Source organism: Lysinibacillus sp. NPDC056232, from assembly GCF_042267565.1.
In the GTDB taxonomy this organism is placed as follows: Bacteria; Bacillota; Bacilli; order Bacillales_A; family Planococcaceae; genus Lysinibacillus.
Genome location: NZ_JBHJTF010000024.1, coordinates 48,028 through 70,465, shown reverse-complemented (window position 1 = coordinate 70,465; position 22,438 = coordinate 48,028). Strand labels below are relative to the sequence as shown.

The window sequence follows — 22,438 nt, the reverse complement described above, 5'->3', positions numbered from 1 at the left end:
TAGGGTTTATAATGGTGAAATTCGTCTTCAATACGGTGTTGAAATATAGTTTAAATATGGTCGCTGAAAGTTGAGGATGGCATTTATTTAAAGCATATGTCATGTATATAAGTTGATTGGAGTGGAGGTTGGGCGACTCCTTGGGGATCAGCGTCACAGATGAGACCCTGGAGCGAACAAGTAGGGGAACGAAGGCTAAGAGCATCACATCCTGTGATAACGCCTTCGTGACCAACATCGTGTTGGCCCAAGCGGCTCATCGGATGCCCCCAGGAAGCTTTGCTCTGTGCGAAAGCGAAGCGTCAGCAACAAAGCGCCCAGCCGGAACGGAAATCAACCTCACGTTATAGTAATAAGCCAACAATGCAAAACCAAAATTTTTATACTCAGGAAACGTTCATAGTAAATATTAATATGCCACTCTATAATGGGTGGTTTTTTACATTAAAAGCAAACAAATAAGTGATTAAATTAGTATAATTGTTAAAGTTAGTAGTCAATTGCTGAAGATTGCGTTATGATAAATACCGTTAAATCAACGTTTTGAAAGTGTGTGAATAATAATGGAAGTTAATACAATCTATTTAGACAACAGTGCAACAACAAAACCTTTAAAAGAGGTTATGCAAGCATTTATGGTAGTGAATGAGCAGTATTATGCCAATCCTGCTTCTATTCATGCAATGGGTGTTGAATCAAACGAATTATTAATGCGTGCACGTGAGCAAGTAGCAGATATTTTGCAGACAGAAGCAAAAAATGTGCTATTTACATCAGGTGGTACTGAATCCAATAACACGGCTATATTTGGTTTAGCACGTAGCAATACACATAAAGGAAATCATATTTTAACAACTGAAATTGAACATCCATCTGTCCTAGAATCTGTAAAACAACTTGAGCAAGACGGTTTTGATGTAGAATACTTGCAAGTAGATAAAAATGGGGTTATTTCTTTAGAAGAGCTTCGCACAAAAGTGCGTAAGGATACCATTTTAGTAAGTATGATGCATGTAAATAATGAAATGGGTGCGATTCAACCAATTTTTGAAGCTGCAAAAATTATTCATGAATCAAGTCGTGCAACTTTTCACGTAGATGCTGTTCAAAGCTTTGGGAAGTTACCGATATCATTTAACGATGACAAGGGACCAGACTGTATTTCAATTTCTGGCCATAAAATTCATGGCTTTAAAGGTTCTGGTGTACTCGCATTCCGTAAAAAAATGAAATGGCAACCGTATGCACTTGGCGGAGGGCAGGAATTTGGTTTACGTAGTGGAACAGTAGCTGTACCGCAAGCTGTAGCCTTATCCAAAGCAGCTCGTATAGCCATAGAGACGATGAATGACCGTGCGAAAAAATATCGTCAATGGTATGAAGAATTATGTAGCCAATTACGTGGATATGGAGATGAAGTGCATATTTTATCAACACCACAAGGAGCGGCACATATTTTATCTTTTAGTATTCGCGATTTAAAAGGTGAAGTCATTATCAATGCATTGCAAAAACGCAATGTAATTGTGTCGACATCGAGTGCTTGTTCATCGAAACAGACAAAAACAAGTCATGTTGTTGAAGCTCTAAATCTCGATGAGCATTTTAAAAAAGGTGTTATTCGTATTAGTTTTGGCGCGTATGTAACAAACGAAGATATAGAAAAATTTAAACAAATATTAGATGAAGTATTGATGGAACTTAAAGGAGAATTTTAAAAATGATTTGGAAAGAAATTTTAATTCGATATGGAGAACTTTCTACAAAGGGTCGCAACAAGATGGATTTTATTCGTCGCTTACGTGAGAACATTCGTCATGCGTTTGCGGATTTAGGACATTTACACATTCGCACAGAGCGCGATCGTATGTTTATCGCCATTCAAGATGAAACACAAATGGACGTACTATTAAAAGGATTACCTAAAATTTTTGGTATCCAATCATTTAGTCCAGTGGCAGCATGTGAAAAAGACATGGAGGCCATGAAAAAGCTTGCCATAACAATTATGGATACGTTTAAAAATGAGCAGCTTACTTTTAAAGTAGAAGTAAAGCGCACAGATAAGACATTTCCGTTAGAATCACATGCCATTCAACGCGAAATTGGTGGTTATGTATTACCACAATATCAAAATTTATCAGTAAAGGTGAAGAAGCCTGATATCGAACTTCGTGTAGAGGTGCGTCATGATGCAACATATATGATGGCACAAGTTATACCGGGTGCAGGTGGAATGCCTGTAGGCTCTAATGGTAAATCTTTATTAATGCTTTCTGGTGGTATAGATAGTCCTGTTGCTGGTTATTTAATGATGAAACGTGGAGTGCGCTTAGAAGCGATTCATTTCTTTAGCCCACCATACACAAGCCAAAATTCATTAGAAAAAGTAAAGGTGCTTGCTAATGAATTAACAAAATTTGGAGCTAATATACGATTACATGTAATTCCTTTCACTGAAATTCAAGTTCTTATTAAAGAAAAAGTACCTTCTAATGTATCGATGACAACAACTCGTCGTATGATGCTAAAAGTTGCTGATAAAGTACGTGAAGAAATTGGTGCACTAGCTATTGTTACAGGTGAGAGTCTTGGTCAAGTAGCGAGTCAAACTCTTGAAAGTCTAACAGCTATTAATGCCGTAACGAACACACCAATTTTACGTCCATTAATCTCATCAGATAAATTAGAAATTATCGATATTGCAGAGAAAATAGGCACATACGAAACGTCTATCCAGCCATTTGAAGACTGCTGTACAATTTTTACTCCTGCAAGTCCAAAAACAAAGCCAAAGCTTGAAAAGGTTGAGCATTACGAAAGCTTCTCGGATTTTGATGAACTAATCGAACGAGCAGTGAAAAACCGTGAAGTCTATATTTTCCCGAAAAAAGAACAAGAAGCCGATAAATTTGCGGATCTTCTATAGAAGAAACTTGCGATTCCGTAAGAGCCGACTCAAAAATCCATTTGAGTCGGCTTTTTTTAGTCTACTTCCTTCTGAGGTACAATTTACCTATAAAATTTTTGTATTAAAAATCTAATATCGCACATTCTATATTCACAAGGAGGTGAGAGACACATGACTTCAACAAATCGCAGTTCAAACAAACTTGCAGTACCTGGTGTAGAGCAAGCTCTAGATCAAATGAAATACGAAATTGCACAAGAATTTGGTGTTCAATTAGGAGCTGACGCTTCAGCTCGTGCTAACGGTTCCGTTGGCGGTGAAATCACTAAACGTCTTGTACAAATGGCTGAATCACAATTAAAAGGTATGCCAAACAACAACCAATAATTGCTTAAACAGTAATTATTAAAATTAAAACCAGTGACCGTAAAAGGCACTGGTTTTAGTTTGTTTAAATTCTTTATTTTTTATCCCGTATTAACGGGCAGTAATTTATCTATATCAAAAGAGAAACGTTAGGTCCTCCCATTTCAATTCAATTCAATGAGAGCAAAGAAATAGGTGGAGTTAACTGCCCGTAAAAACCCGATTGGTGAAGACTAATAATCAGTGGGGTAAAAACGCCCCACTGATTAAAGTTTCACTTTATCCTACAAATGATTTAAATATAGAGACTGTATTTGAAATATCCTTACTTTCGCAAATTGCGGAAATAACTGCTATTCCATCCGCACCTGCTTTAAATACAGCATGTGCATTCGAGCAGTTTATGCCTCCAATTGCAACGATAGGGAGCTCCGGGTATTGTCTGCGAACTTGTTGTAAAAAATCAGTTCCACTAGGTGGTTTGGCGTCGCTTTTAGAAGCGGTTGAAAAAATTGGACCAATTCCAACATAGTCCGCACCATATTGTAGAGCAGTTTGTAATTCAGCTTCTGAATGAACAGAAACACCTAGAATCATGTTGCCAATTTTTTCACGTACCATCGACACAGGAAAATCTTCTTGGCCAATATGAACACCATCTGCTCTAAGTTTTATAGCTAACTCTACATCATCATTGACGATAAACGGAATATGATACTGTTGACAGAGCTTTTGACATTTACGAGCAAAATTTACATAGGCTAGTCCAGTTAGTGTATTCGGCCCCTTTTCACGGTATTGAAACATAGTAATTCCAGATTGGAGAGCTTTCTCTAAAACGTTTATTGGCTCCTGATTTAAAACATTACCTGTACCCATAATAAAATAGAGCTGTAGATCGTTACGTTTCATGAATGATCACCTCGCAGGAATCCTTATAGTTTTGATAAGCAAAATGATTTGTTGGTCCATGGCCATTACCAATAGATAAATCATGAGTGATTGCTAATTGAATAAATTTTTTAGCTTCCTCAATCGCTTTTTCTAAAGGTAGCCCAATACCAAGAAAAGCAGTTAATGCTGCGGAAAACGTACAGCCTGTACCATGCGTATTTTTTGTTGCAATACGAGTAGACTGCATGGAAAATGATCGACCATCTTGAAAAAATACATAATCAGTAGCATAACATTTACCCTCTAAATGACCGCCTTTCATAACGACGCATTGAACGCCTGTTTGTAATAAGATCTGAGCTACTTCTTTAATATCTGCTAAAGAATTGATTTTCCTTCCAGAAAGGGTTTCAGCCTCTGGGATGTTTGGCGTTACAATTGTTGCTAAAGGTAGCAAATAACTTCGTAATGCCTCAATTGCTTCTTGCTGTAATAAGCTTTCGCCACCTTTTGCAATCATAACAGGATCTACAATAAGTGGAATATTTACTTCGGCTAAAATATGTGCAATTGATTGGATTATTTCGGAGGAAAACAGCATTCCTGTTTTAATAGCACTAATTGAAAAATCCTCGATTAGCGCTTTAAGTTGTTTTTCAATAAAGCTCACATCAATTGGCAAGACACCCGAAACACCCAATGTATTCTGGGCTGTTAAAGCTGTAATAACAGACGTTCCAAACACCTTTAATTCCTGAAATGTTTTTAAATCAGCCTGTATGCCTGCACCGCCGCCACTATCTGAACCAGCAATTGTCGTTACAATATCCATCATTTTTCACCATCCTTGGAAAGGCGGTGTAGTTCATTTAATACAGCAATTTGAAAATCGCCAATGAATGGAGTGGAAGAAGCTGCTTTTTCTGCCAATTTTTTATAAAACAATAATGTTTCTAGCAATTGGTCAAATGGTTTATCTCCTGCGGTGTAGGAGGCACAACATATTGCACTCAATAAGCAACCTGTTCCAGTAACTTCTGTCATTTGAGAATTTCCACCTGTAACCCATTGCTGATGTTTGCCATCAGTAATAAAATCCTTTTCACCGGTCACAATAACAATACAATTGTATTGTTGAGCTATTTTCTGTGCCTCCACTTCTACAGAAATTGAACCACTACCACTATCTACGCCTTTTTGTTGCCAGTCTACATTGGCAATTGCCGCAAGCTCTCCGATATTGCAACGAATTGCCGCAAATTTAATTTCCTTTAGTAATTGCTGTACCGTTTGTTTCCGGTAAGATGTTGCACCTGCAGCTACAGGATCTAAAATAACGGGAATGCCAAGAGCATTTGCTTTTTTCCCTGCAAGTAACATTGATTCTTTCATTCGCTCATTAAGGGTACCGATATTTATCAATAAGCCTGAGGCGATTGTGACCATTTCTTCAACCTCATGACCATCATCAGCCATAACTGGAGAAGCGCCTATTGCTAATAAGCCATTTGCTTGAAAATTAGCCACAACATAATTAGTAATGCAATGAATAAGTGGATTTTGTTTACGGATCGTTTGAAATATCAATGTAAGTCCTCCTCGTTGGATGGACGTAAGCGTGCAAAAAAGGCTCTTTTTCGTGCAAAAAACACATAAAAGAGCCTTTCATCAGTAATTTGATGTGAATTGCTCCCTACGTCAGTATTAACTAACAGGTTCAAAGGGTCAGGTTTTACCTTCTCAACTCTAAATGAGTCCCCCTGCAATTATGCTTTTAGTTGAACAAAATGTACCATATTATTCATTCGGGTTCAATAAGGATTTTTGAATCTTCATGCAGCAACAATTCTTTTCTGTGCGAAAGCGACGATTACGCCAAGTTGAAATAGATAGAACCAATACGTGACTGATGCCATATAGCAGAACATGATAGTTGTCACCACTTTAATGAATTAGAGTGAATTTCATTGAAAAAGATAAAAATTGAGTTTTATAATGAGCGTACAAAAGGGGGCATTTGCCATGAAAAGAGAAGATTTAATCGCACCAGAATGGTATAACATTTCAGAGGAAATTGAAAAATATGCACAGGATTCTACAAAAAATGCATTGTTAGTTTATAGCGAAAACGGGGAAATTCAGTACATTACATATACAGCTTTACTTGAAAAGGCGAATCAGGCAGCACATGTATTTACATCTCAAGGTTTAAAAAAAGGTGATGTTATTTTAGTCATGGTACCGAGATCAGTGGAAGCATATATCGTGTATATTGCGGCCTTAAAGGCAGGTTTAACCATTATACCTAGTTCGGAAATGCTGAGATCTAAAGATATTGAATATCGAATCAACCATGCCGATGCAAAAGGAGTTGTTGCATTTGAGCCTTATATTGAACAATTTGATAGTGTTGAAAATTTACAAGAAATACAGCAATTTGTCATTGGACATGCACATGAACCTTGGCAGCCATTGCTTGAAAAAATGCAAAGCCAATCAAAGAGCTATTTTAATTCTACACCAACTAAGAGTACAGACATTGCATTTTTAGCATATACAAGTGGTACAACAGGCAATCCAAAGGCAGCAGTACATACTCATAGCTGGGGTTACGCACACTTACGAACTACTGCACCAAATTGGTTAGGTGTTCAAGAAGGTGACATTGTTTGGGCTACAGCAGCTCCAGGCTGGCAAAAATGGATTTGGAGTCCGTTCCTCGCTACTTTAGGAAGTGGTGCAACAGCATTTGTTTACAAAGGTCACTTTGATGCGGCAACATACCTTGCACTGATTGAAAAATTCAATGTTAATATTCTGTGCTGCACGCCAACCGAATATCGATTTATGGCGGGGCTTGAAAATTTACGAGATTTCAATTTAAGTACAATACGTCAGGCTGTATCAGCGGGTGAACCTTTAAATAGTGAAGTGATAAAAGTATTTTCAGAGGTCTTTAATTTACAAGTACGAGATGGTTATGGACAAACAGAGAATACATTACTTGTTGGTACAATGGTAGGGATGGAGGCTAAAATGGGCTCAATGGGTAAACCTACTCCGGGTAATACTGTTGAAATTATCAATGATTTTGGAAATCCTGTTGCAATCGGAGAAGTTGGAGATATTGCTGTTCACTGTGAAACGCCCGCGTTATTTAAAAAATATTTAAACGATCCCGAACGTACAAATTTACAATTTAGAGGCGAATGGTATATTACCGGAGATCGTGCATATAAAGATGAAGATGGCTATTTTTGGTTTGAAGGACGTGGGGATGATGTCATTATATCGTCTGGCTATACAATTGGCCCATTTGAGGTAGAAGATGCGTTATTGAAGCATCCAGCAGTAAAAGAAACTGCCGTTGTCGCGAGTCCGGATGAAGTTCGTGGAAATGTAGTAAAGGCATTTGTTGTGCTCTCTGATGGAGAAGTTGGTGATGAAGCGCTTATAAAAAAACTACAAAGCCATGTGAAAACTTTAACAGCCCCTTATAAATATCCTCGTGCAATTGAGTTTGTTACTGAGCTGCCAAAAACCTCATCAGGCAAAATTCGTCGTGTCGAATTACGAGAGCAAGAAAAAATCCATTCTATCAATCATCATTAATTTCCTAGGAAATAATGTCGAAAATCAAAGTTCCTGCTTTTTTTATGAACTTTGATTTTTTTTATAATGTTAGGTAATGTATTATAGGTTGAATAAGTTAAAGCTTTTGCAAAGTGTTGGAAATCAACCCCGGGTTATGGTAATAAGCCATCTTATTGCAATAAGTATGAAACAAATTAGGATATCAATCGTATAACGTTATGAGGAGGCAGAAAGATATGAATGGTAAAAGGTGGGCTGCTTTAATAATTGCAGGTGTGCTATTAGTATTTTCATTAGGAATCAACACCATTTTTGCAATATTTAAATCAGATTTCTTTAGCAATTTTGATAGCTTGGTGGCTGGAAACGACTTGACGGTAATGGAAGAGGTTAAAGAAAGCGGCAATAAGGATAAACGTATTGCATACTTAAAGGTTGATGGTACGATTCAAGATGTTGGCTCAAGTTCACTATGGCAACCAGTTTCTTATGATCATCAATTTTTCTTAAATCAATTAGATAATATTTTATATGATCAGACTGTGGAAGGTATCGTCTTAAGTGTTAATTCACCAGGTGGCGGTGTAAAGGAATCAGCAGAAATATATAAAAAACTTTTGAAAATTAAAGAAGAGCGACAAATTCCAATCTATGTTTCTATGGATTCGATGGCAGCTTCAGGTGGTTATTACATTTCAGCACCTGCAGATAAAATATTTGCGCAACGTGATACAATTACAGGATCGATTGGTGTCATAATGCAATCTATTAATTATCAGGAGTTAGCAGAAAAAGTTGGTATTAAATATGAAACGTTTAAATCTGGTGAACATAAGGATATGCTTAGTCCAATGCGTGAAGTGACACCGGAAGAGCGTGCTATGATGCAAGACATGATTAATGAAACGTATCAAGAATTCGTTGGTATTGTTGCAAAAGGACGTAATATGTCTGAACCAGATGTGAAAAAAGTGGCTGATGGTAGAATTCTTAGTGGTAAGAAGGCGCTTGAAGCAGGCTTAGTTGATGAGATTGGTGATGAGGAAGCAACAATTACTGCATTGCGTAAAGACTTTGGTCTAGAGGACGCTGCATTATTCCAGTATTCATATGATGTGGGTGGCTGGAAATCATATGTTGGGATGAAAATTGGATCCATATTCGGTCCATCAGCAGAGGAAAAAATGCTGATGAAAATTATGGCGGACTATAAAGCACCTAAAATGATGTACTTATATGGCGAATACTGAGGAGGGAGTACAATGACAAACAATGAAGTTGTTATGCAAGGGTCACCCTCTATAGGGAATGCTCTCCTAATGGATAAGCCAATTACGAATAAAAATTATGTATTAAAAACGGCAGGCTTTTGGATACGTTTTTGGGCATTTTTAATAGACGGAATTATTATTGCAGCAGTAGGTGGAATTCTCGTTAACCCAATATTTTATTTAATGGATTGGTCATTATCTGACACAGTGTGGTATGCACCTATTTCGATTATATCTGCTATTCTCTATTACAGTTATTTCGTATTAATGACGAGATTTTTTGGGCAAACATTAGGGAAAATGATATTTGGATTACGTGTTATTTCATTAAAGCATGAGAAGCTGACTTGGTCAGACGTGTTATTCCGTGATTGGATTGGGCGTATCATCAACAGCATTTTTATGCCACTTTATATTCTTGTAGGCATTCTACCGAACAATCAAGGTCTACATGATTTTTTCGCGGATACAACAGTCGTTCATGAAAAAATATATATTGAAAAAGATATTGTTCAACCGTCTTTGCCAATAAAAGAGGAAAAGACTGAATCTGTACCGCTAGAGGGAAAATCAGAACCTGAAAAGCTAGAGAAAGATAACGAAGAATAATGACTAGAGCTGTCTCATTACGGTGAGACGGCTCTTTATTTTTGTGGTGATAGTGGTGATTAATGGTTAGTTCGTTAGGAAAAAGATCCAAAAGTTAGGATGACATTTATTATAAAGTATACTATGAATAAAGCTGATCTTCGTTCCGGCTGGGCTACTCCTTAGGGATTAGCAATAGAGGAACGAAGGCTAAGAGCATCACATCCTGTGATAACGCCTTCGGGACCAACATCGTGTCGCTGCCGCTACGTTACACTACGCTTTCGCACAAAAAACATCTGTTGCCCCAAGCGGCTCATCGGACGCCCCCAGGAAGCTTTGCTCTGTGCGAAAGCGAAGCGTCAGCAACAAATGTTTTATCTGTGCGAAAGCGAAGCGTCAGCAACAAAATAAGCTGTCTTAGTTGCAATTAATTCCCTCCATTTAGTAATATTATGTATATATGATGATTAGGAGGCGTTTATATGGCACAAGTAACATTTAAAAATGGTCCAGTAACACTTGTAGGGAACGAAGTAAAGGTTGGAGATCAAGCACCAGATTTCACTGTATTAGCGAATGACCTGTCACCTGTTACATTAAAAGATTCAGAGGGGAAAATTCGTTTATTTAGCGTTGTACCATCATTAGATACTGGTGTATGCGATGCGCAAACACGTCGTTTTAATGAAGCAGCAGCGAGCTTAGGTGATAATGTAGTGATTTATACAGTATCTGTTGACCTTCCATTTGCTCAAAAACGTTGGTGTGGTGCAGCGGGTATTGATGCTGTTCAAACAGTTTCGGATCACCGTGACCTGTCATTTGGTGAAGCATATGGTGTCTACATTCAAGAGTTACGTCTTCTAACACGCGCAGTATTTGTTGTGGATGCAAATGACAAAGTGACATATGTAGAATATGTTCCTGAAGCAACAGACCATCCAAACTATGAAGCGGCAATTGCAGCGGTCAAAGCACTAGCATAATTTATTGATTTTAGGCTAAGATATTACTAGACAAAGGGGCTGTGACAAGTTTTTGTCACGGCTCTTTTCTGCGTGAAAGGAAGTTGAGTATGGAAAATATCGAGAAATTGTTTGGTATGCTAAATGAACATGCTGAAAAGATAGAAAAAGAACATAATATTACATTACTAGAGGGTATTCTAGATGGCTTAGAGGCATGGCTAGATGGGGAAGTTGATTTTTCGCAAGACACTGCGACAAAGGAAGATGTGCGCAAAGCAATTCAAATTGCTGTTTTAAAGGGGATGCGAAAAGGCTCTCAGCCAAATCACCAAATGACACCTGATACTCTTGGGTTATTAGTTGGTTATTTTGTAGAGCAACTATTTGCAGATCGTCTAAAAACTGGAAAAATTTCGATTTTAGATCCTGCAGTAGGTACAGGGAATTTACTTCTAACAGTTATGAACTTATTAGACGAAAAAATAGAGGCAACAGGTGTAGAGGTTGATGAACTACTTATTCGTATAGCTGCTGCTACAGCTGATTTGACTGAGCAGTCTGTTTCCTTATACCGCCAAGATGCGTTACAAGATTTATTAGTAAGTCCTGCAGATGCTATTGTTTGTGATTTACCAGTCGGATATTATCCAAATGAAGATATCGCATTAGATTATGAACTATGTCCTTCAGAAGGAATGAGTTATGCACATCACTTATTTATTGAGCAATCCATTAACTACACGAAGGATGGAGGCTATTTATTTTTCCTTGCTCCAACCCATCTCTTTGAATCTGAGCAGTCGAAACAGCTGCATAAATACATTCAAAAGCATGCTTGGATTCAAGCAATTATTCAATTGCCAGATACAATGTTCGCCAATAAAGCACTTGAAAAGAGCATTGTCATTTTACAAAAGCAAGGTAAAGATTTCAAAGCTCCAAAAGAGGTGCTATTAGCAAAAGTACCAAATATGCAAAATAAACAAGCTCTAGCTATGTTCTTTGAAAAAGTGAAGATGTGGCAAGAAGGGAAATAAGTAAAAAAAGGTATCCGAAATAGGATACCTTTTAGTTTGTCGCTAAAAGAATAAATATAAATAATAACTGTTGGCTTTTACTTCGTGTTGCCGCAAAAATGAGAGGGTTGATTTCCGTTTCGACTGGGCGCTTTCCTGGGGGCGTCCGATGAGCCGCTTCACTCGCGATGCTCGCTCCAGGGTCTCATCTGCGACGCTAATCCCCGAGGAGTCGCCCAGTCTCCACTTCAATCAACCAATGCACTAAGCGTATATCTTCTAGTGTGCTACTTAATGATAAAACGAAGTTCAGCGATAATGTTTTTGTGCAAAAGCGAAGTGTATAAAATGATATATGAAAACCTACTTAGCACTTTGGGAGGAACGTCAAAACTTTCCCGTTTTTCTCTATGGTGAGTCTTACCTAATAAATAATCAAATCTTTTAATACTATAGATTCCGATTGTCAAATCACTGCATGGTGTAGAATTATTGATTTTAGCATTTTTAATAGGACACATTAATCTCAAAGACATAACGGTTTTTCAACAATAAGAAAAAGGTATCCAAATTTGGATACCTTTTATGTAAGACAAAATTAATTTTCCGGTGTACGGATTACAAGTACGTCACATTTAGCTGAGCGTACAATTGCTTCAGATACTGAACCGATTAAGAAGCGTTCTACTGCATTTAGACCAGTTGCACCACAGATGATTAAGTCTGCGTCTACAATTTTAGAAAGTTCTTTTGTAATGATATTTTTTGGTGAGCCATATTCAATTACAAGGTTAACATTTGTTAAGCCTTCTTCTTCAGCTTGTTTTTTGTAACCATTTAATAGCTCTTCAGAGAATGCTTGAGCACGCTCTGCAATCGAACGGTCATATGCTTCAATAGCAGCGAAAGAACGTGTGTCAATAACATTTACTAAATTTAATACAGCACCATCGTTACGTTTTGCTACGTCAATCGATTTACGGAAAGCGTATTCTGCTTCCTTTGATCCGTCTACTGCAACTACAATGCTTTTATATTTATTAGCCATTTGAATTACCTCCCAGATTTGTATATGTTGATTATACCAAATGATTTTCTAAAGGAAATACTTTCCGGAAGAAAAAATGTGAAAAAGTGAAGGCATTTTCATTCACAAACAAAATAAATATTACTATCGCAAGCATATTTTTTTGTTACTTACGAGGCATTTTCTCCAGGCAATCTATTATCGATCGATAATAACCTTATATTTTTGCATGTTGGAAAATTACCACTTTATTAATTAGGATATTTATTATTGTTAGAATATTGGGAATTTTATCTATTATTATTTTAATTAAAGCATTTTTTGTTTATGTTTGGTAATATGGAAATGCAAGGGGTGCATCAATACATCAAAGTGTATGTAACAAAATGTGCTTATTTTTTAGGTAATGGAAGGGGATAGGGAAGATGAAGATTGGTATTCCAAAAGAGATTAAAAACAATGAAAATCGTGTAGCCATGACACCAGCAGGGGTTGTTACATTAACAAATTCAGGTCATGAAGTGTACATTGAAACTGGAGCAGGTTTAGGCTCAAGCTTTACAGATGCAGACTACCTTGCTGCAGGCGCTCATATTGTGGATACGGCAAAAGAAGCATGGGCGCAAGAAATGATCATGAAAGTAAAGGAACCTGTAGCATCAGAATATGATTATTTCTATGAAGGTCAAATCTTATTTACTTATTTACATTTAGCGCCAGAGCTTGAATTAACGAAGGCACTTTTAAATAAAAAAGTTGTAGGCATTGCATATGAAACAGTACAATTAGCGAATGGTTCATTACCACTTTTAACACCAATGAGTGAAGTTGCTGGTAAAATGGCAACGCAAATTGGTGCGCAATTCTTAGAGAAAAATCATGAAGGTAAAGGTATTTTACTAGGCGGCGTATCAGGTGTACCACGCGGTAAAGTTACAGTGATTGGTGGGGGTATAGCTGGAACAAATGCGGCGAAAATAGCTGTCGGAATGGGTGCTGATGTAACGGTTATTGATTTAAGCCCAGAGCGTTTACGTCAATTAGAAGATTTATTTGGCCGTGATGTTCAAACATTAATGTCCAATCCTTATAATATTGCAGAATCAGTGAAAAACTCAGATTTAGTAGTTGGAGCCGTTTTAATTCCTGGAGCTAAAGCACCAAAGCTAGTTTCTGAGGAAATGATTCAGTCAATGCAACCTGGCTCAGTAGTAGTCGATATTGCTATTGACCAAGGCGGTATTTTCGAGACATCCGATCGAGTGACGACACATGATGATCCAACTTATGTAAAACATGGCGTTGTGCATTATGCAGTAGCAAATATGCCAGGAGCTGTACCACGTACATCAACAATTGCTTTAACAAATAATACAATTCCTTATGCACTTCAAATTGCAAACAAGGGTTATAGACAAGCATGTGTTGAAAACGCTGCACTGAAACAAGGTGTTAATACTATAGATGGACATCTTGTTTACAAGGCTGTTGCAGATTCTCAAGGTTTGCCATATGTAAATGTTGATGAATTAATTCAATAAATGTAAATAAGGGAGCAGTTCAATATGATACGCTCCCTTATTAATTTCAATATAATATTCCAATACTAATAGATTGCATTCCTTTTGTTTTTTAAAGAACTTATAGTGAATCTTTTGGTACATAAAAAATCAGAATATTTAAATTAGTCTATGTTTTAGATGAATTATTGAAAGTAAAAGAGGATGAAATATGTATGCAACATGAAATAACTCAAAAAAAATCGTTTGTCAATAAGATGCTCGACATAATTGAACGTACTGGTAATAAATTGCCGGATCCAATTACATTATTTGTTATTATGGCATTATTAGTACTCATCTTATCTTGGGTATTAGATGCAATGGGTATTTCGGCTGTAAAACCTGGAACGAATGAAACGATAGAGGTCGTTAATTTATTGAGTCGAGAGGGTTTAATTTTAATCGTTACACAAATGCAAAGTAATTTCACAGGATTTCCGCCACTTGGCTTAGTTATTGTGTCAATGATTGGAATTGGTTTGGCGGAACAGACAGGTCTGATTTCTGCGATTATGAAAAAGACTGTTATGAGCGCACCACAAAAATTGATTGTACCAGTGATTATTTTGACAGGTTTAGTGGGCAATTTGGCTGCAGATGCGGCTTTCATTATTTTACCTCCAGTGGCGGCACTTATTTTTATGAGTATAGGACGTAACCCTTTAGTAGGTTTAATTGTGACGTATGCGGCTGTTGCTGGTGGCTTTAGTGCAAATTTATTAATTAGTTCACTCGATGTATTATTATTAGGTATTACAGAATCCGCTGCTCGTATTGTAGATCCAGACTATACAGGTCGCGCTACAATGAACTACTATTTCTTAATTGCTTCAACATTTGTTTTAATATTTATCGGTACATGGGTGACAAAAAAGTTTACAGAACCCCGCTTTGGCGATTATAAAGGAGAAATTAGCGTACTCGAACCATTAACACCGCTAGAGTTGCGTGGTTTAAGGTGGGCAGCGATTGTTGCTATTATATATTCTGCGATTATTGCATATACAGTTATACCATCAAACGGTCTACTACGAGATCCTGAAACAGGCGGCTTTTTAAATTCACCATTTATGACGGGTATTGTACCAATTATGCTGTTCTTTTTCCTATTACCAGCGTTGGCATATGGTATTGCAGCAAAAGAGGTGAAGAGTGACAAGGATGTAGCAGAAAAAATATTTAAATCAATTGCAGATATGTCATCTTTTATCGTACTTGCATTTGTTGCTTCTCAAATGATTGCTTACTTCAACTGGAGTAATATTGGCTCAATTGTTGCAATTAAAGGAGCAGAATTTTTACAGGCATTGAATTTCACAGGTTTACCAATGATTATTGGATTTGTTGTGATCTGTGCATTCGTTAATTTACTGATTGCGAGTGCCTCTGCAAAATGGGCATTATTAGCGCCGATTTTTGTACCTATGTTTATGTATCTTGATTATTCACCAGCAGTTACACAAGTAGCGTATCGGGTAGGAGATTCGATTACAAATCCTATTACACCGATGCTTGCATATTTTGCTATTTTATTAGCATTTGCAAGACGTTACGATAAAAATATCGGAATCGGAACGCTAATTTCGGCGTTATTCCCATATACTATATTCTTTGCGATTGGTTGGATTATATTATTTGCCATTTGGTTCTTATTGGGATTACCACTTGGACCAGGAGATTACATTAATATTCATTAAGTAACAGAATCCCACCTCTATAGGTGGTGAGATGAATGCGGATTTAAGTTACTTTTCAGCTGGTGTCCAAACACCTGTACCTGTCGCTACGCTTTCGGTACAAAAGACATTTGCTGAAATAGAGGAACTCACTCTAAGAACGCCACGTCCTGTGGCAACGACTGAGTGATGCAATTAGGACAAGGCATAATTGATAATAATAGGAGGGGTTTGAATGATTGCACAACAGGTACAACTTTCAACATTACTTGAACAATTTGAGGAGGAAATGATTACACTGCGTCGTCATTTTCATGAAAATCCAGAGCTTTCTTTTGAAGAGGTAGAAACCCCTAAAACAATTGCCGCGTTTCATCGTGCATTAGGACATGAGGTGCGAGAAGGCGTAGGGGGTAATGGCGTTGTCGCAAAGCTTATTGGGGACAAACCAGGTAAAACAGTGGCACTTCGGGCAGATTTCGATGCATTAGCAATTACGGAAGAGACTGGGCTACCATTCCAATCTAAAATCAAGGGTCGAATGCACGCTTGTGGGCATGATGGTCATACAGCAACACTACTTGTATTAGCGAAGGCATTAAACAAAATGCAAGCAGATTTAGCAGGAACGATTGTTTTCATCCATCAACACGCAGAAGAATTAGCGCCGGGTGGAGCAAAGTCTATGATTGAGGATGGCTGTCTAGAAGGTGTTGATGTTATTTTCGGGACGCATTTATGGGCTCCAGCAGAACTTGGTAAAGTGCAAATTGCATCTGGACCATTTATGGCTGCGGCAGATTCTATTGATATTACAATCAAAGGGAAGGGTGGGCATGGCTCTACTCCAAATGAAACGAAAGATTCGATTGTACTAGCTGCACAATTTATTACGAATTTACAACAGCTTGTAGCACGCCGAGTAAATCCGCTACGCCCAGCTGTAGTGTCAATTGGACATATTGAGGCACTCAACCCATTTAATGTTATAGCAGATAAAGTGTATATGAAAGGAACGGTTCGTACATTCCATAACGAAGAACGTGATCTCCTTGAACAAGAAATTGAAGAAGTACTAATAGCTACTTGCTATTTAACAAAGGCTGAGTATGAATATGAATACCGTAGAGGCTATCCACCTGTTGTGAATCATCCAGCAGAAACAGAGCATGTTATCAAGGCAGCCGAAAAGGTATCTATTGTCGAAGATGTTGAAATTGTCGATCCTACGATGGGGGGAGAAGATTTTGCTTACTATTTAGAAGAAAAACCAGGTGCATTCTTCTTTGTAGGTGCACAAAATCCTTCTTGGACGGAGGTATATCCTCATCACCATCCTAAATTTGATATTGATGAACGCTCGCTCCGCATTGCTGCAAATGTTTTAGGACAGGCAACTCTTGATTATTTGGAAAAATAATAAATGACATAACAAAAGGAAGCACCATTGCTATAATGGTTGCTTCCTTTTTATCCCGCATTAATGGGCAGTAATTTAACTTAGAAAATCCCCACTGATTAAAGTTTCACTTTATCTGAGTAAATATTTTCAATTATAGTACAATCAAATCTTTTGGGAATTTTGTTAGTACTTCTACCCCGTCTTTTGTTACGACTACATCATCTTCAATACGGACACCAGTCACATCAGATTTATAGATACCTGGTTCAATTGTGAAGACCATGCCTTCTTCCATAGTCATTTCATTTGCTCCTGTAACAGATGGGAATTCATGTACAGAAATGCCGAGTCCATGACCAAGTCGGTGTGTGAAATATTCGCCATAGCCTGCTTCAGAAATAGTATCACGAGCGATTTTATCTAAATCCATTGCACGAACACCTGGTTTCACTGCTGCAATTGCATTTGTGTTAGCAGATAGTACTGTGTTGTAGATTTCCTTTTGTGCCTCACTAGGATCACCAAAGGCAACCGTACGTGTAATGTCAGAACAATAACCGTCGTAAATTACGCCAAGGTCAAATAAGATCATATCGCCTTTTTCTATTTTTCGAGCACCTGGTTTACCGTGTGGAGAGGCAGTTTTTGGACCGCTCAATACCATTGTCTCAAAGGACATCTTGCAGCCTTTATCCTGAATAGCACTTTCTACCGCTGTTAAGATTTCCATTTCTGTTTTGCCTTCAGCGATTTCTTTACAGCCGATTTCAATGGCATAGTCAGCTAATGCTGCAGCTTTACGTAATTTTTCTAATTCATTTTCCTCTTTAATGACGCGCATAGCATTGATTTTTTCATCGAGACGGACAAAACTTGCCTGCGGAAATGATTGTTGTAGGGCTTCTAAACGCTCTACAATGAGTTGACCTTTTTCAATAGCAAACGTTTGTGGGTTAACATTACGAGCTTTTATCGCTTGCGCAAGAACTTCCATAGAATTTTCAGTATCTTGGTGGCCGATGACTTCAAAAGACCAACCCGCATCCTTCGCATCTGGGATCTCCATTTTTGGACAAATTAAAAAAGGTTCTGCCTCTTTAAAAATCATCACGCCTAGTAATCTCTCATGTGGATCACTTTTAAAGCCTGAAACGTAAAAAACATTGTCTGGTGTCGTTACGAAAGCGGCATCAATTTGGTTTTGTTGTAAATAGTTTTGAATTCCTTTAACCTTTGACATAAACAGTTCCTCCTCTTATTGCACTGAAAAAATTTCCATGTGCTTGGCTAAACTAATAGCCTAACCAGGATGAGGCTTCGACTTTTGAGCGATCTATAACTCTAATTCGATGCTTCATTTTTGTACGAATGAATAATTGTCTCCCCACAAGGTATAGCTTTGTTGGGAAAGGATCTATTATTCTCTGTACAAGCATATCAAAAAAAGGGAAAAATCGCATGGATAGCGAATAAAAATGATGTAGAACAATATGTACCGCAGGGAGGAAACTTAGATGGAAATTAGTTATCATGGACATTCTGTTGTCAAAATTCAATCAAATGGGAAAACAATCTTGATAGATCCATTCATTAATGGGAATGGGCAAACAGATTTAAAGGTTACTGAGGAAGTACCGGATATAATCTTACTTACACATGGCCATAATGATCATGTCGGTGATACAGTGGAGCTTGCAAAGAAAAAAGATGCACTTGTTATTGCGCCAAATGAGCTAGCCAATTGGATTTCTTGGCAAGGAGTGAAAACGCACCCAATGCATATCGGGGGAGCCAAGGAATTTGATTTTGGTAAAGTGAAATTTACTCAAGCCTTCCATGGTTCGTCGTATGTAACTGAAAATAACGAAATTATTTATATGGGAATGCCTGCTGGAATTTTATTATTTATCGAAGGATTAACAATTTATCATGCAGGGGATACAGCTTTGTTTAGTGATATGAAATTAATTGGAGAACGCCATCCTATTGACATTGCATTTTTACCAATTGGTGATAATTTCACGATGGGTCCAGAAGATGCGGCTTGTGCAGTGTCATTTTTGAAGCCGAAAATTGTCGTACCAGTTCATTACAATACATTCCCTCCAATCGAGCAGGATCCACAAAATTTTGCAGATTTAGTGCAAAATGCAGAGGTTCAAATTTTAAAAGCGGGTGAAAAAGTAAACTGTTCCTAATCAGTGACACTGCTGTACTATATGATTTGGCACCACGTGCGTAGTTGAAACGATGGGAAAAGTAAAACAAATTCATCACTTTATATTAAATATTTTAATAAAAAATATGGTACACTAAGAGCAGAATTGATGATTGAGAAATAGGTGATATTTTGTCTACAAAACATGAGAGAATTTTACAATACATCGAATCATTACCCGTGGGTGATAAAATTTCAGTACGTCAAATTGCAAAAGAAATGCAGGTGAGTGAAGGAACGGCATACCGCGCTATTAAAGAAGCGGAAAATCGCCGTTTAGTAAGCTCTATTGAACGTGTTGGAACAATTCGTATTGAGAAGAAAAAGAAAGAAAATATTGAACGATTAACCTTCGCAGAAATCGTTAATATTGTAGACGGCCAAGTTTTAGGTGGGAAAACAGGTCTACATAAAACGTTAACGAAATTTGTTATTGGTGCCATGCAATTAGAAGATATGATGCGTTATACAGATGCAGGAAGCTTGCTCATCGTTGGTAACCGTTTTAAAGCACATGAAAATGCACTTCGAGCTGGTGCAGCTGTTTTAATTACAGGGGGCTTTGATACAACCGAGGAAAACAAGTTACTTGCAGATTCCCTGGACTTACCGATCATTTCAACAAGCTATGATACCTTTACTGTGGCAACAATGATTAACCGTGCAATTTATGACCAACTAATCAAAAAAGATATTTTATTTATTGAAGATATTTTTGTGCCAATGACGGATACTTCTGTTCTTCGAAATGATGAAACAATTCAACATTTCCATAAGTTAAATGAACGAACAACTCATGGTGCATTTCCTGTTTTGACAGCAAACAATAAGCTTGTTGGGATGATTACAGTAAAAGACGTTATTGGTCGCGAAGAAAACGAGCTTATTGAAAAGGTTATGACAAAAAATCCGATTGCTGGATCGATGAAAATGAGTGTTGCTTCTGCCGGACATCGTATGATTTGGGAAGGGATTGACCTGTTACCAATTGTCGATGATGATAATATTTTGCAAGGTGTAATTAGTCGACAAGATGTACTGAAAGCGCTTCAGCTTGCTCAAAGACAACCTCAACATGGTGAAACGATTGATGATTTAGTGAAAAATGAGATGAAGGTGCTTGGCGATGAAGATTTAATCGTAGAATTTAAAGTAACTCCTCAAATGACAAATCAATATGGGGCAATTTCTTATGGAGCATTTACAACTTTGTTAGCGGAAGTTGGTTCATTCTCATTAAAGCGCCGTAAACGTGGGGATGCAGTTGCCGAAAACATGACGATTTATTTCATCAAGCCTGTGCAAATGGAAAGCACACTTACTGTAAAGCCTCGAATATTAGACATGAGTCGTAAGTTTGTGAAAATGGACTTCGAAGTGTTTAATCAACAAATGCTTGTTGGGAAGGCAATGATGATGTTCCAACTACTGGAACGTTAAGAAAACAGAAAAAGGGATGGTCTAGCATTTACCCTAGACCATCCCTTTCACTTCTTTCAGCGGGTGTCCAAACACCCGCTGAAAGAAGTGAAAGCCTCCGGCGGATGTCACGGAATCGGAATTATGCCGAGGCATAATTGATTATTTATTGGTTAATACGGTACTCTTCGTCAACAAATTGACCGTAGTGACGAACCCTTTTAATATTTTCAATAATAACAAAGATGCCTAAAACGACAAGAATTGCTACAATAATAAATGTATATAACCCAGGGAATAAATAGGCTTGGTTTAAACCGAATAACAGAATAAATGTACCGAAACTTACATTAGCTTTGCTTTTGTACCAATTTTTAGCAATTGGTAATGAAGAACGAAACTGTTTTGTTTTAAAATAAAAATAAAACACAAATGATATGATTATTGCAAACACAAATATTAAATTGAGCATAGTAAACCTCCTAGCATAACTAGTCATTATTGTAACGATTATTGAAGAAAAATGCTAACGGTTATTACTATCAATTTGGGGGAAATTAATTTGAAAAGACAAATCATCGACACAATTGCTTCATATGAAACAATCATTATTCATCGCCATGTGCGTCCAGATCCAGACGCTTATGGATCTCAGCAAGGCTTGAAAGAGCTTATTTTAGCAAATTATCCGGAAAAGAAAGTTTTTGCTGTAGGTGAGCATGATGAGTCATTATCATTTTTAGCAAATCCAGATGACATTACAGATGAAATTTACGACAATGCTTTAGTTATTGTGACAGATACGGCAAATACTGAACGTGTGGACGATCAACGCTATATAAAAGGTAAAATGATCATTAAAATAGATCATCATCCAAATGATGATGTGTATGGTGATTTACTATGGGTAGATACAAATGCGAGCTCTTGTAGTGAAATGATTTATGAGCTTTTTGAGGAAGGGAAACAAGTAGCAAACTGGATTCTACCTGATGCTTCAGCACGATTATTATTTGCTGGTATTGTAGGGGATACAGGACGTTTCCAATTCCCTAGCACGACTGTAAAAACGTTTAAAACTGCAGGGGAGCTTATTGCATATAATTTTGATCGAAATCAAATTTTCGATGGAATGTATGAAATGGATCAAAAGCTATTAAATTTACAGGGTTATATTTATCAAAATTTCAAAATGGATGAGTACGGAGCAGCACATATCAAGCTGACAAAGGAATTGCTGGCAGAATTCAATGTTGTGCCGTCAGAGGCGTCCCTGTTAGTTGGTTGTCTTGGAAGTGTGAAAGGTATTTGTGCATGGGTGGTCTTCATTGAAGAGGTCGATCAGATTCGTGTGCGTTTACGCTCAAAAGGCCCTATTATTAACACTTTGGCGAAGGAATTTAATGGTGGCGGACATCCGCTCGCTTCAGGGGCTACAGCTTACTCATGGGAAGAAGCAGAGTGTGTTATAACGAGATTACAGGAAATTTGTAAGGCGTATCAATAAACATTTTTAAATACCT

General features: G+C 37.5%; 24 protein-coding genes and 1 riboswitch. Of the genes, 18 read left to right on the top strand and 6 right to left on the bottom strand.

The window, feature by feature from the left end:
* Positions 1–140: 140 nt before the first annotated feature.
* From ACFCYJ_RS17360 to ACFCYJ_RS17345, 4 genes are all read left to right on the top strand, one after another.
* On the top strand, positions 141–350 hold the full coding sequence (locus tag ACFCYJ_RS17360; protein ID WP_376075354.1) for a hypothetical protein: 210 nt from the start codon (positions 141–143) through the stop codon (positions 348–350).
* Between the two features lie 213 nt (positions 351–563).
* Positions 564–1,718, top strand: a complete 1,155-nt coding sequence (locus tag ACFCYJ_RS17355) for a cysteine desulfurase family protein (protein WP_376075352.1) — start codon at positions 564–566, stop codon at positions 1,716–1,718.
* A gap of 2 nt (positions 1,719–1,720) precedes the next feature.
* Entirely contained in the window at positions 1,721–2,929 is a 1,209-nt protein-coding gene (gene thiI / locus ACFCYJ_RS17350) for a tRNA uracil 4-sulfurtransferase ThiI (RefSeq protein WP_376075350.1), read from the top strand.
* A 153-nt stretch (positions 2,930–3,082) separates the two neighbouring features.
* Positions 3,083–3,298 carry an alpha/beta-type small acid-soluble spore protein gene (locus ACFCYJ_RS17345; protein WP_376075349.1) on the top strand — a complete coding sequence of 72 codons (216 nt, stop codon included), beginning with the start codon at positions 3,083–3,085 and terminating at the stop codon, positions 3,296–3,298.
* 258 nt (positions 3,299–3,556) lie between these two features.
* Here ACFCYJ_RS17345 and thiE read toward each other — a convergent pair whose 3' ends face one another.
* From thiE to thiM, 3 genes are read right to left on the bottom strand one after another with little or no spacing between them, the layout of a single operon-like run.
* Positions 3,557–4,189 carry a thiamine phosphate synthase gene (thiE, locus tag ACFCYJ_RS17340; RefSeq protein ID WP_376075346.1) on the bottom strand — a complete coding sequence of 211 codons (633 nt, stop codon included), beginning with the start codon at positions 4,187–4,189 and terminating at the stop codon, positions 3,557–3,559.
* Complete coding sequence (thiD, locus tag ACFCYJ_RS17335) at positions 4,179–5,003, bottom strand: bifunctional hydroxymethylpyrimidine kinase/phosphomethylpyrimidine kinase (protein ID WP_376075380.1); 825 nt, start codon at positions 5,001–5,003, stop codon at positions 4,179–4,181. The genes thiE and thiD overlap by 11 nt, the downstream gene beginning before the upstream one ends.
* Entirely contained in the window at positions 5,003–5,758 is a 756-nt protein-coding gene (gene thiM / locus ACFCYJ_RS17330) for a hydroxyethylthiazole kinase (protein WP_376075345.1), read from the bottom strand. Before thiM ends, thiD begins: the two co-directional genes overlap by 1 nt.
* An 86-nt stretch (positions 5,759–5,844) precedes the next feature.
* Positions 5,845–5,943, bottom strand: a riboswitch (TPP riboswitch).
* Positions 5,944–6,193: 250 nt separating this feature from the next.
* Between thiM and mbcS the strand changes: the two genes are divergently transcribed.
* The 6 genes from mbcS (at position 6,194) to ACFCYJ_RS17300 (ending at position 11,632) form a co-directional block, all read left to right on the top strand.
* A complete protein-coding gene (gene mbcS / locus ACFCYJ_RS17325; RefSeq protein WP_376075343.1) occupies positions 6,194–7,783 on the top strand; it encodes an acyl-CoA synthetase MbcS in 1,590 nt (529 codons plus the stop codon).
* A gap of 218 nt (positions 7,784–8,001) precedes the next feature.
* Positions 8,002–9,015 carry a signal peptide peptidase SppA gene (gene sppA, locus ACFCYJ_RS17320; protein WP_376075341.1) on the top strand — a complete coding sequence of 338 codons (1,014 nt, stop codon included), beginning with the start codon at positions 8,002–8,004 and terminating at the stop codon, positions 9,013–9,015.
* Between the two features lie 12 nt (positions 9,016–9,027).
* Positions 9,028–9,645 (top strand): RDD family protein, encoded by a 618-nt coding sequence (locus tag ACFCYJ_RS17315; RefSeq protein ID WP_376075339.1) that lies wholly within the window; start codon positions 9,028–9,030, stop codon positions 9,643–9,645.
* Between the two features lie 207 nt (positions 9,646–9,852).
* The gene (locus tag ACFCYJ_RS17310) at positions 9,853–10,038 is read left to right on the top strand and encodes a hypothetical protein (protein WP_376075338.1); all 186 of its coding nucleotides are present in this window, start codon (positions 9,853–9,855) and stop codon (positions 10,036–10,038) included.
* A gap of 71 nt (positions 10,039–10,109) precedes the next feature.
* The gene (tpx, locus tag ACFCYJ_RS17305; protein WP_376075337.1) at positions 10,110–10,613 is read left to right on the top strand and encodes a thiol peroxidase; all 504 of its coding nucleotides are present in this window, start codon (positions 10,110–10,112) and stop codon (positions 10,611–10,613) included.
* Between the two features lie 89 nt (positions 10,614–10,702).
* Positions 10,703–11,632: a class I SAM-dependent methyltransferase gene (locus ACFCYJ_RS17300; RefSeq protein WP_376075335.1), complete on the top strand. Its 930-nt coding sequence runs from the start codon at positions 10,703–10,705 to the stop codon at positions 11,630–11,632.
* A 577-nt stretch (positions 11,633–12,209) separates the two neighbouring features.
* Here ACFCYJ_RS17300 and ACFCYJ_RS17295 read toward each other — a convergent pair.
* Positions 12,210–12,659: a universal stress protein gene (locus ACFCYJ_RS17295; protein WP_323649118.1), complete on the bottom strand. Its 450-nt coding sequence runs from the start codon at positions 12,657–12,659 to the stop codon at positions 12,210–12,212.
* A 404-nt stretch (positions 12,660–13,063) separates the two neighbouring features.
* On the opposite strand from ACFCYJ_RS17295, the gene ald reads away from it, so the two are divergent.
* From ald to ACFCYJ_RS17275, 4 genes are all read left to right on the top strand, one after another.
* The gene (gene ald, locus ACFCYJ_RS17290; protein WP_376075332.1) at positions 13,064–14,179 is read left to right on the top strand and encodes an alanine dehydrogenase; all 1,116 of its coding nucleotides are present in this window, start codon (positions 13,064–13,066) and stop codon (positions 14,177–14,179) included.
* 194 nt (positions 14,180–14,373) lie between these two features.
* Positions 14,374–15,897 carry an AbgT family transporter gene (locus ACFCYJ_RS17285; protein ID WP_376075330.1) on the top strand — a complete coding sequence of 508 codons (1,524 nt, stop codon included), beginning with the start codon at positions 14,374–14,376 and terminating at the stop codon, positions 15,895–15,897.
* A 31-nt stretch (positions 15,898–15,928) separates the two neighbouring features.
* The gene (locus tag ACFCYJ_RS17280; protein WP_376075328.1) at positions 15,929–16,066 is read left to right on the top strand and encodes a hypothetical protein; all 138 of its coding nucleotides are present in this window, start codon (positions 15,929–15,931) and stop codon (positions 16,064–16,066) included.
* 45 nt (positions 16,067–16,111) lie between these two features.
* Positions 16,112–17,296: an amidohydrolase gene (locus ACFCYJ_RS17275; protein WP_376075326.1), complete on the top strand. Its 1,185-nt coding sequence runs from the start codon at positions 16,112–16,114 to the stop codon at positions 17,294–17,296.
* 133 nt (positions 17,297–17,429) lie between these two features.
* Here the strand turns inward: ACFCYJ_RS17275 and ACFCYJ_RS17270 are convergent, their stop codons facing one another.
* Complete coding sequence (locus tag ACFCYJ_RS17270) at positions 17,430–18,518, bottom strand: M24 family metallopeptidase (RefSeq protein WP_376075323.1); 1,089 nt, start codon at positions 18,516–18,518, stop codon at positions 17,430–17,432.
* A 162-nt stretch (positions 18,519–18,680) separates the two neighbouring features.
* Here ACFCYJ_RS17270 and ACFCYJ_RS17265 point away from each other — a divergent pair, with 162 nt between their 5' ends.
* From ACFCYJ_RS17265 to ACFCYJ_RS17255, 3 genes are all read left to right on the top strand, one after another.
* Entirely contained in the window at positions 18,681–18,803 is a 123-nt protein-coding gene (locus ACFCYJ_RS17265; protein ID WP_376075322.1) for a hypothetical protein, read from the top strand.
* Positions 18,793–19,476, top strand: a complete 684-nt coding sequence (locus ACFCYJ_RS17260; protein WP_376075321.1) for a metal-dependent hydrolase — start codon at positions 18,793–18,795, stop codon at positions 19,474–19,476. The genes ACFCYJ_RS17265 and ACFCYJ_RS17260 overlap by 11 nt, the downstream gene beginning before the upstream one ends.
* A 152-nt stretch (positions 19,477–19,628) precedes the next feature.
* Positions 19,629–20,936 (top strand): DRTGG domain-containing protein, encoded by a 1,308-nt coding sequence (locus tag ACFCYJ_RS17255; protein WP_376075319.1) that lies wholly within the window; start codon positions 19,629–19,631, stop codon positions 20,934–20,936.
* A gap of 145 nt (positions 20,937–21,081) precedes the next feature.
* On the opposite strand, the gene ACFCYJ_RS17250 is transcribed toward ACFCYJ_RS17255, so the two are convergent.
* The gene (locus ACFCYJ_RS17250; protein WP_376075317.1) at positions 21,082–21,387 is read right to left on the bottom strand and encodes a YtpI family protein; all 306 of its coding nucleotides are present in this window, start codon (positions 21,385–21,387) and stop codon (positions 21,082–21,084) included.
* A 90-nt stretch (positions 21,388–21,477) separates the two neighbouring features.
* Between ACFCYJ_RS17250 and ACFCYJ_RS17245 the strand changes: the two genes are divergently transcribed.
* Entirely contained in the window at positions 21,478–22,422 is a 945-nt protein-coding gene (locus ACFCYJ_RS17245) for a DHH family phosphoesterase (protein WP_376075315.1), read from the top strand.
* Positions 22,423–22,438: the final 16 nt, after the last annotated feature.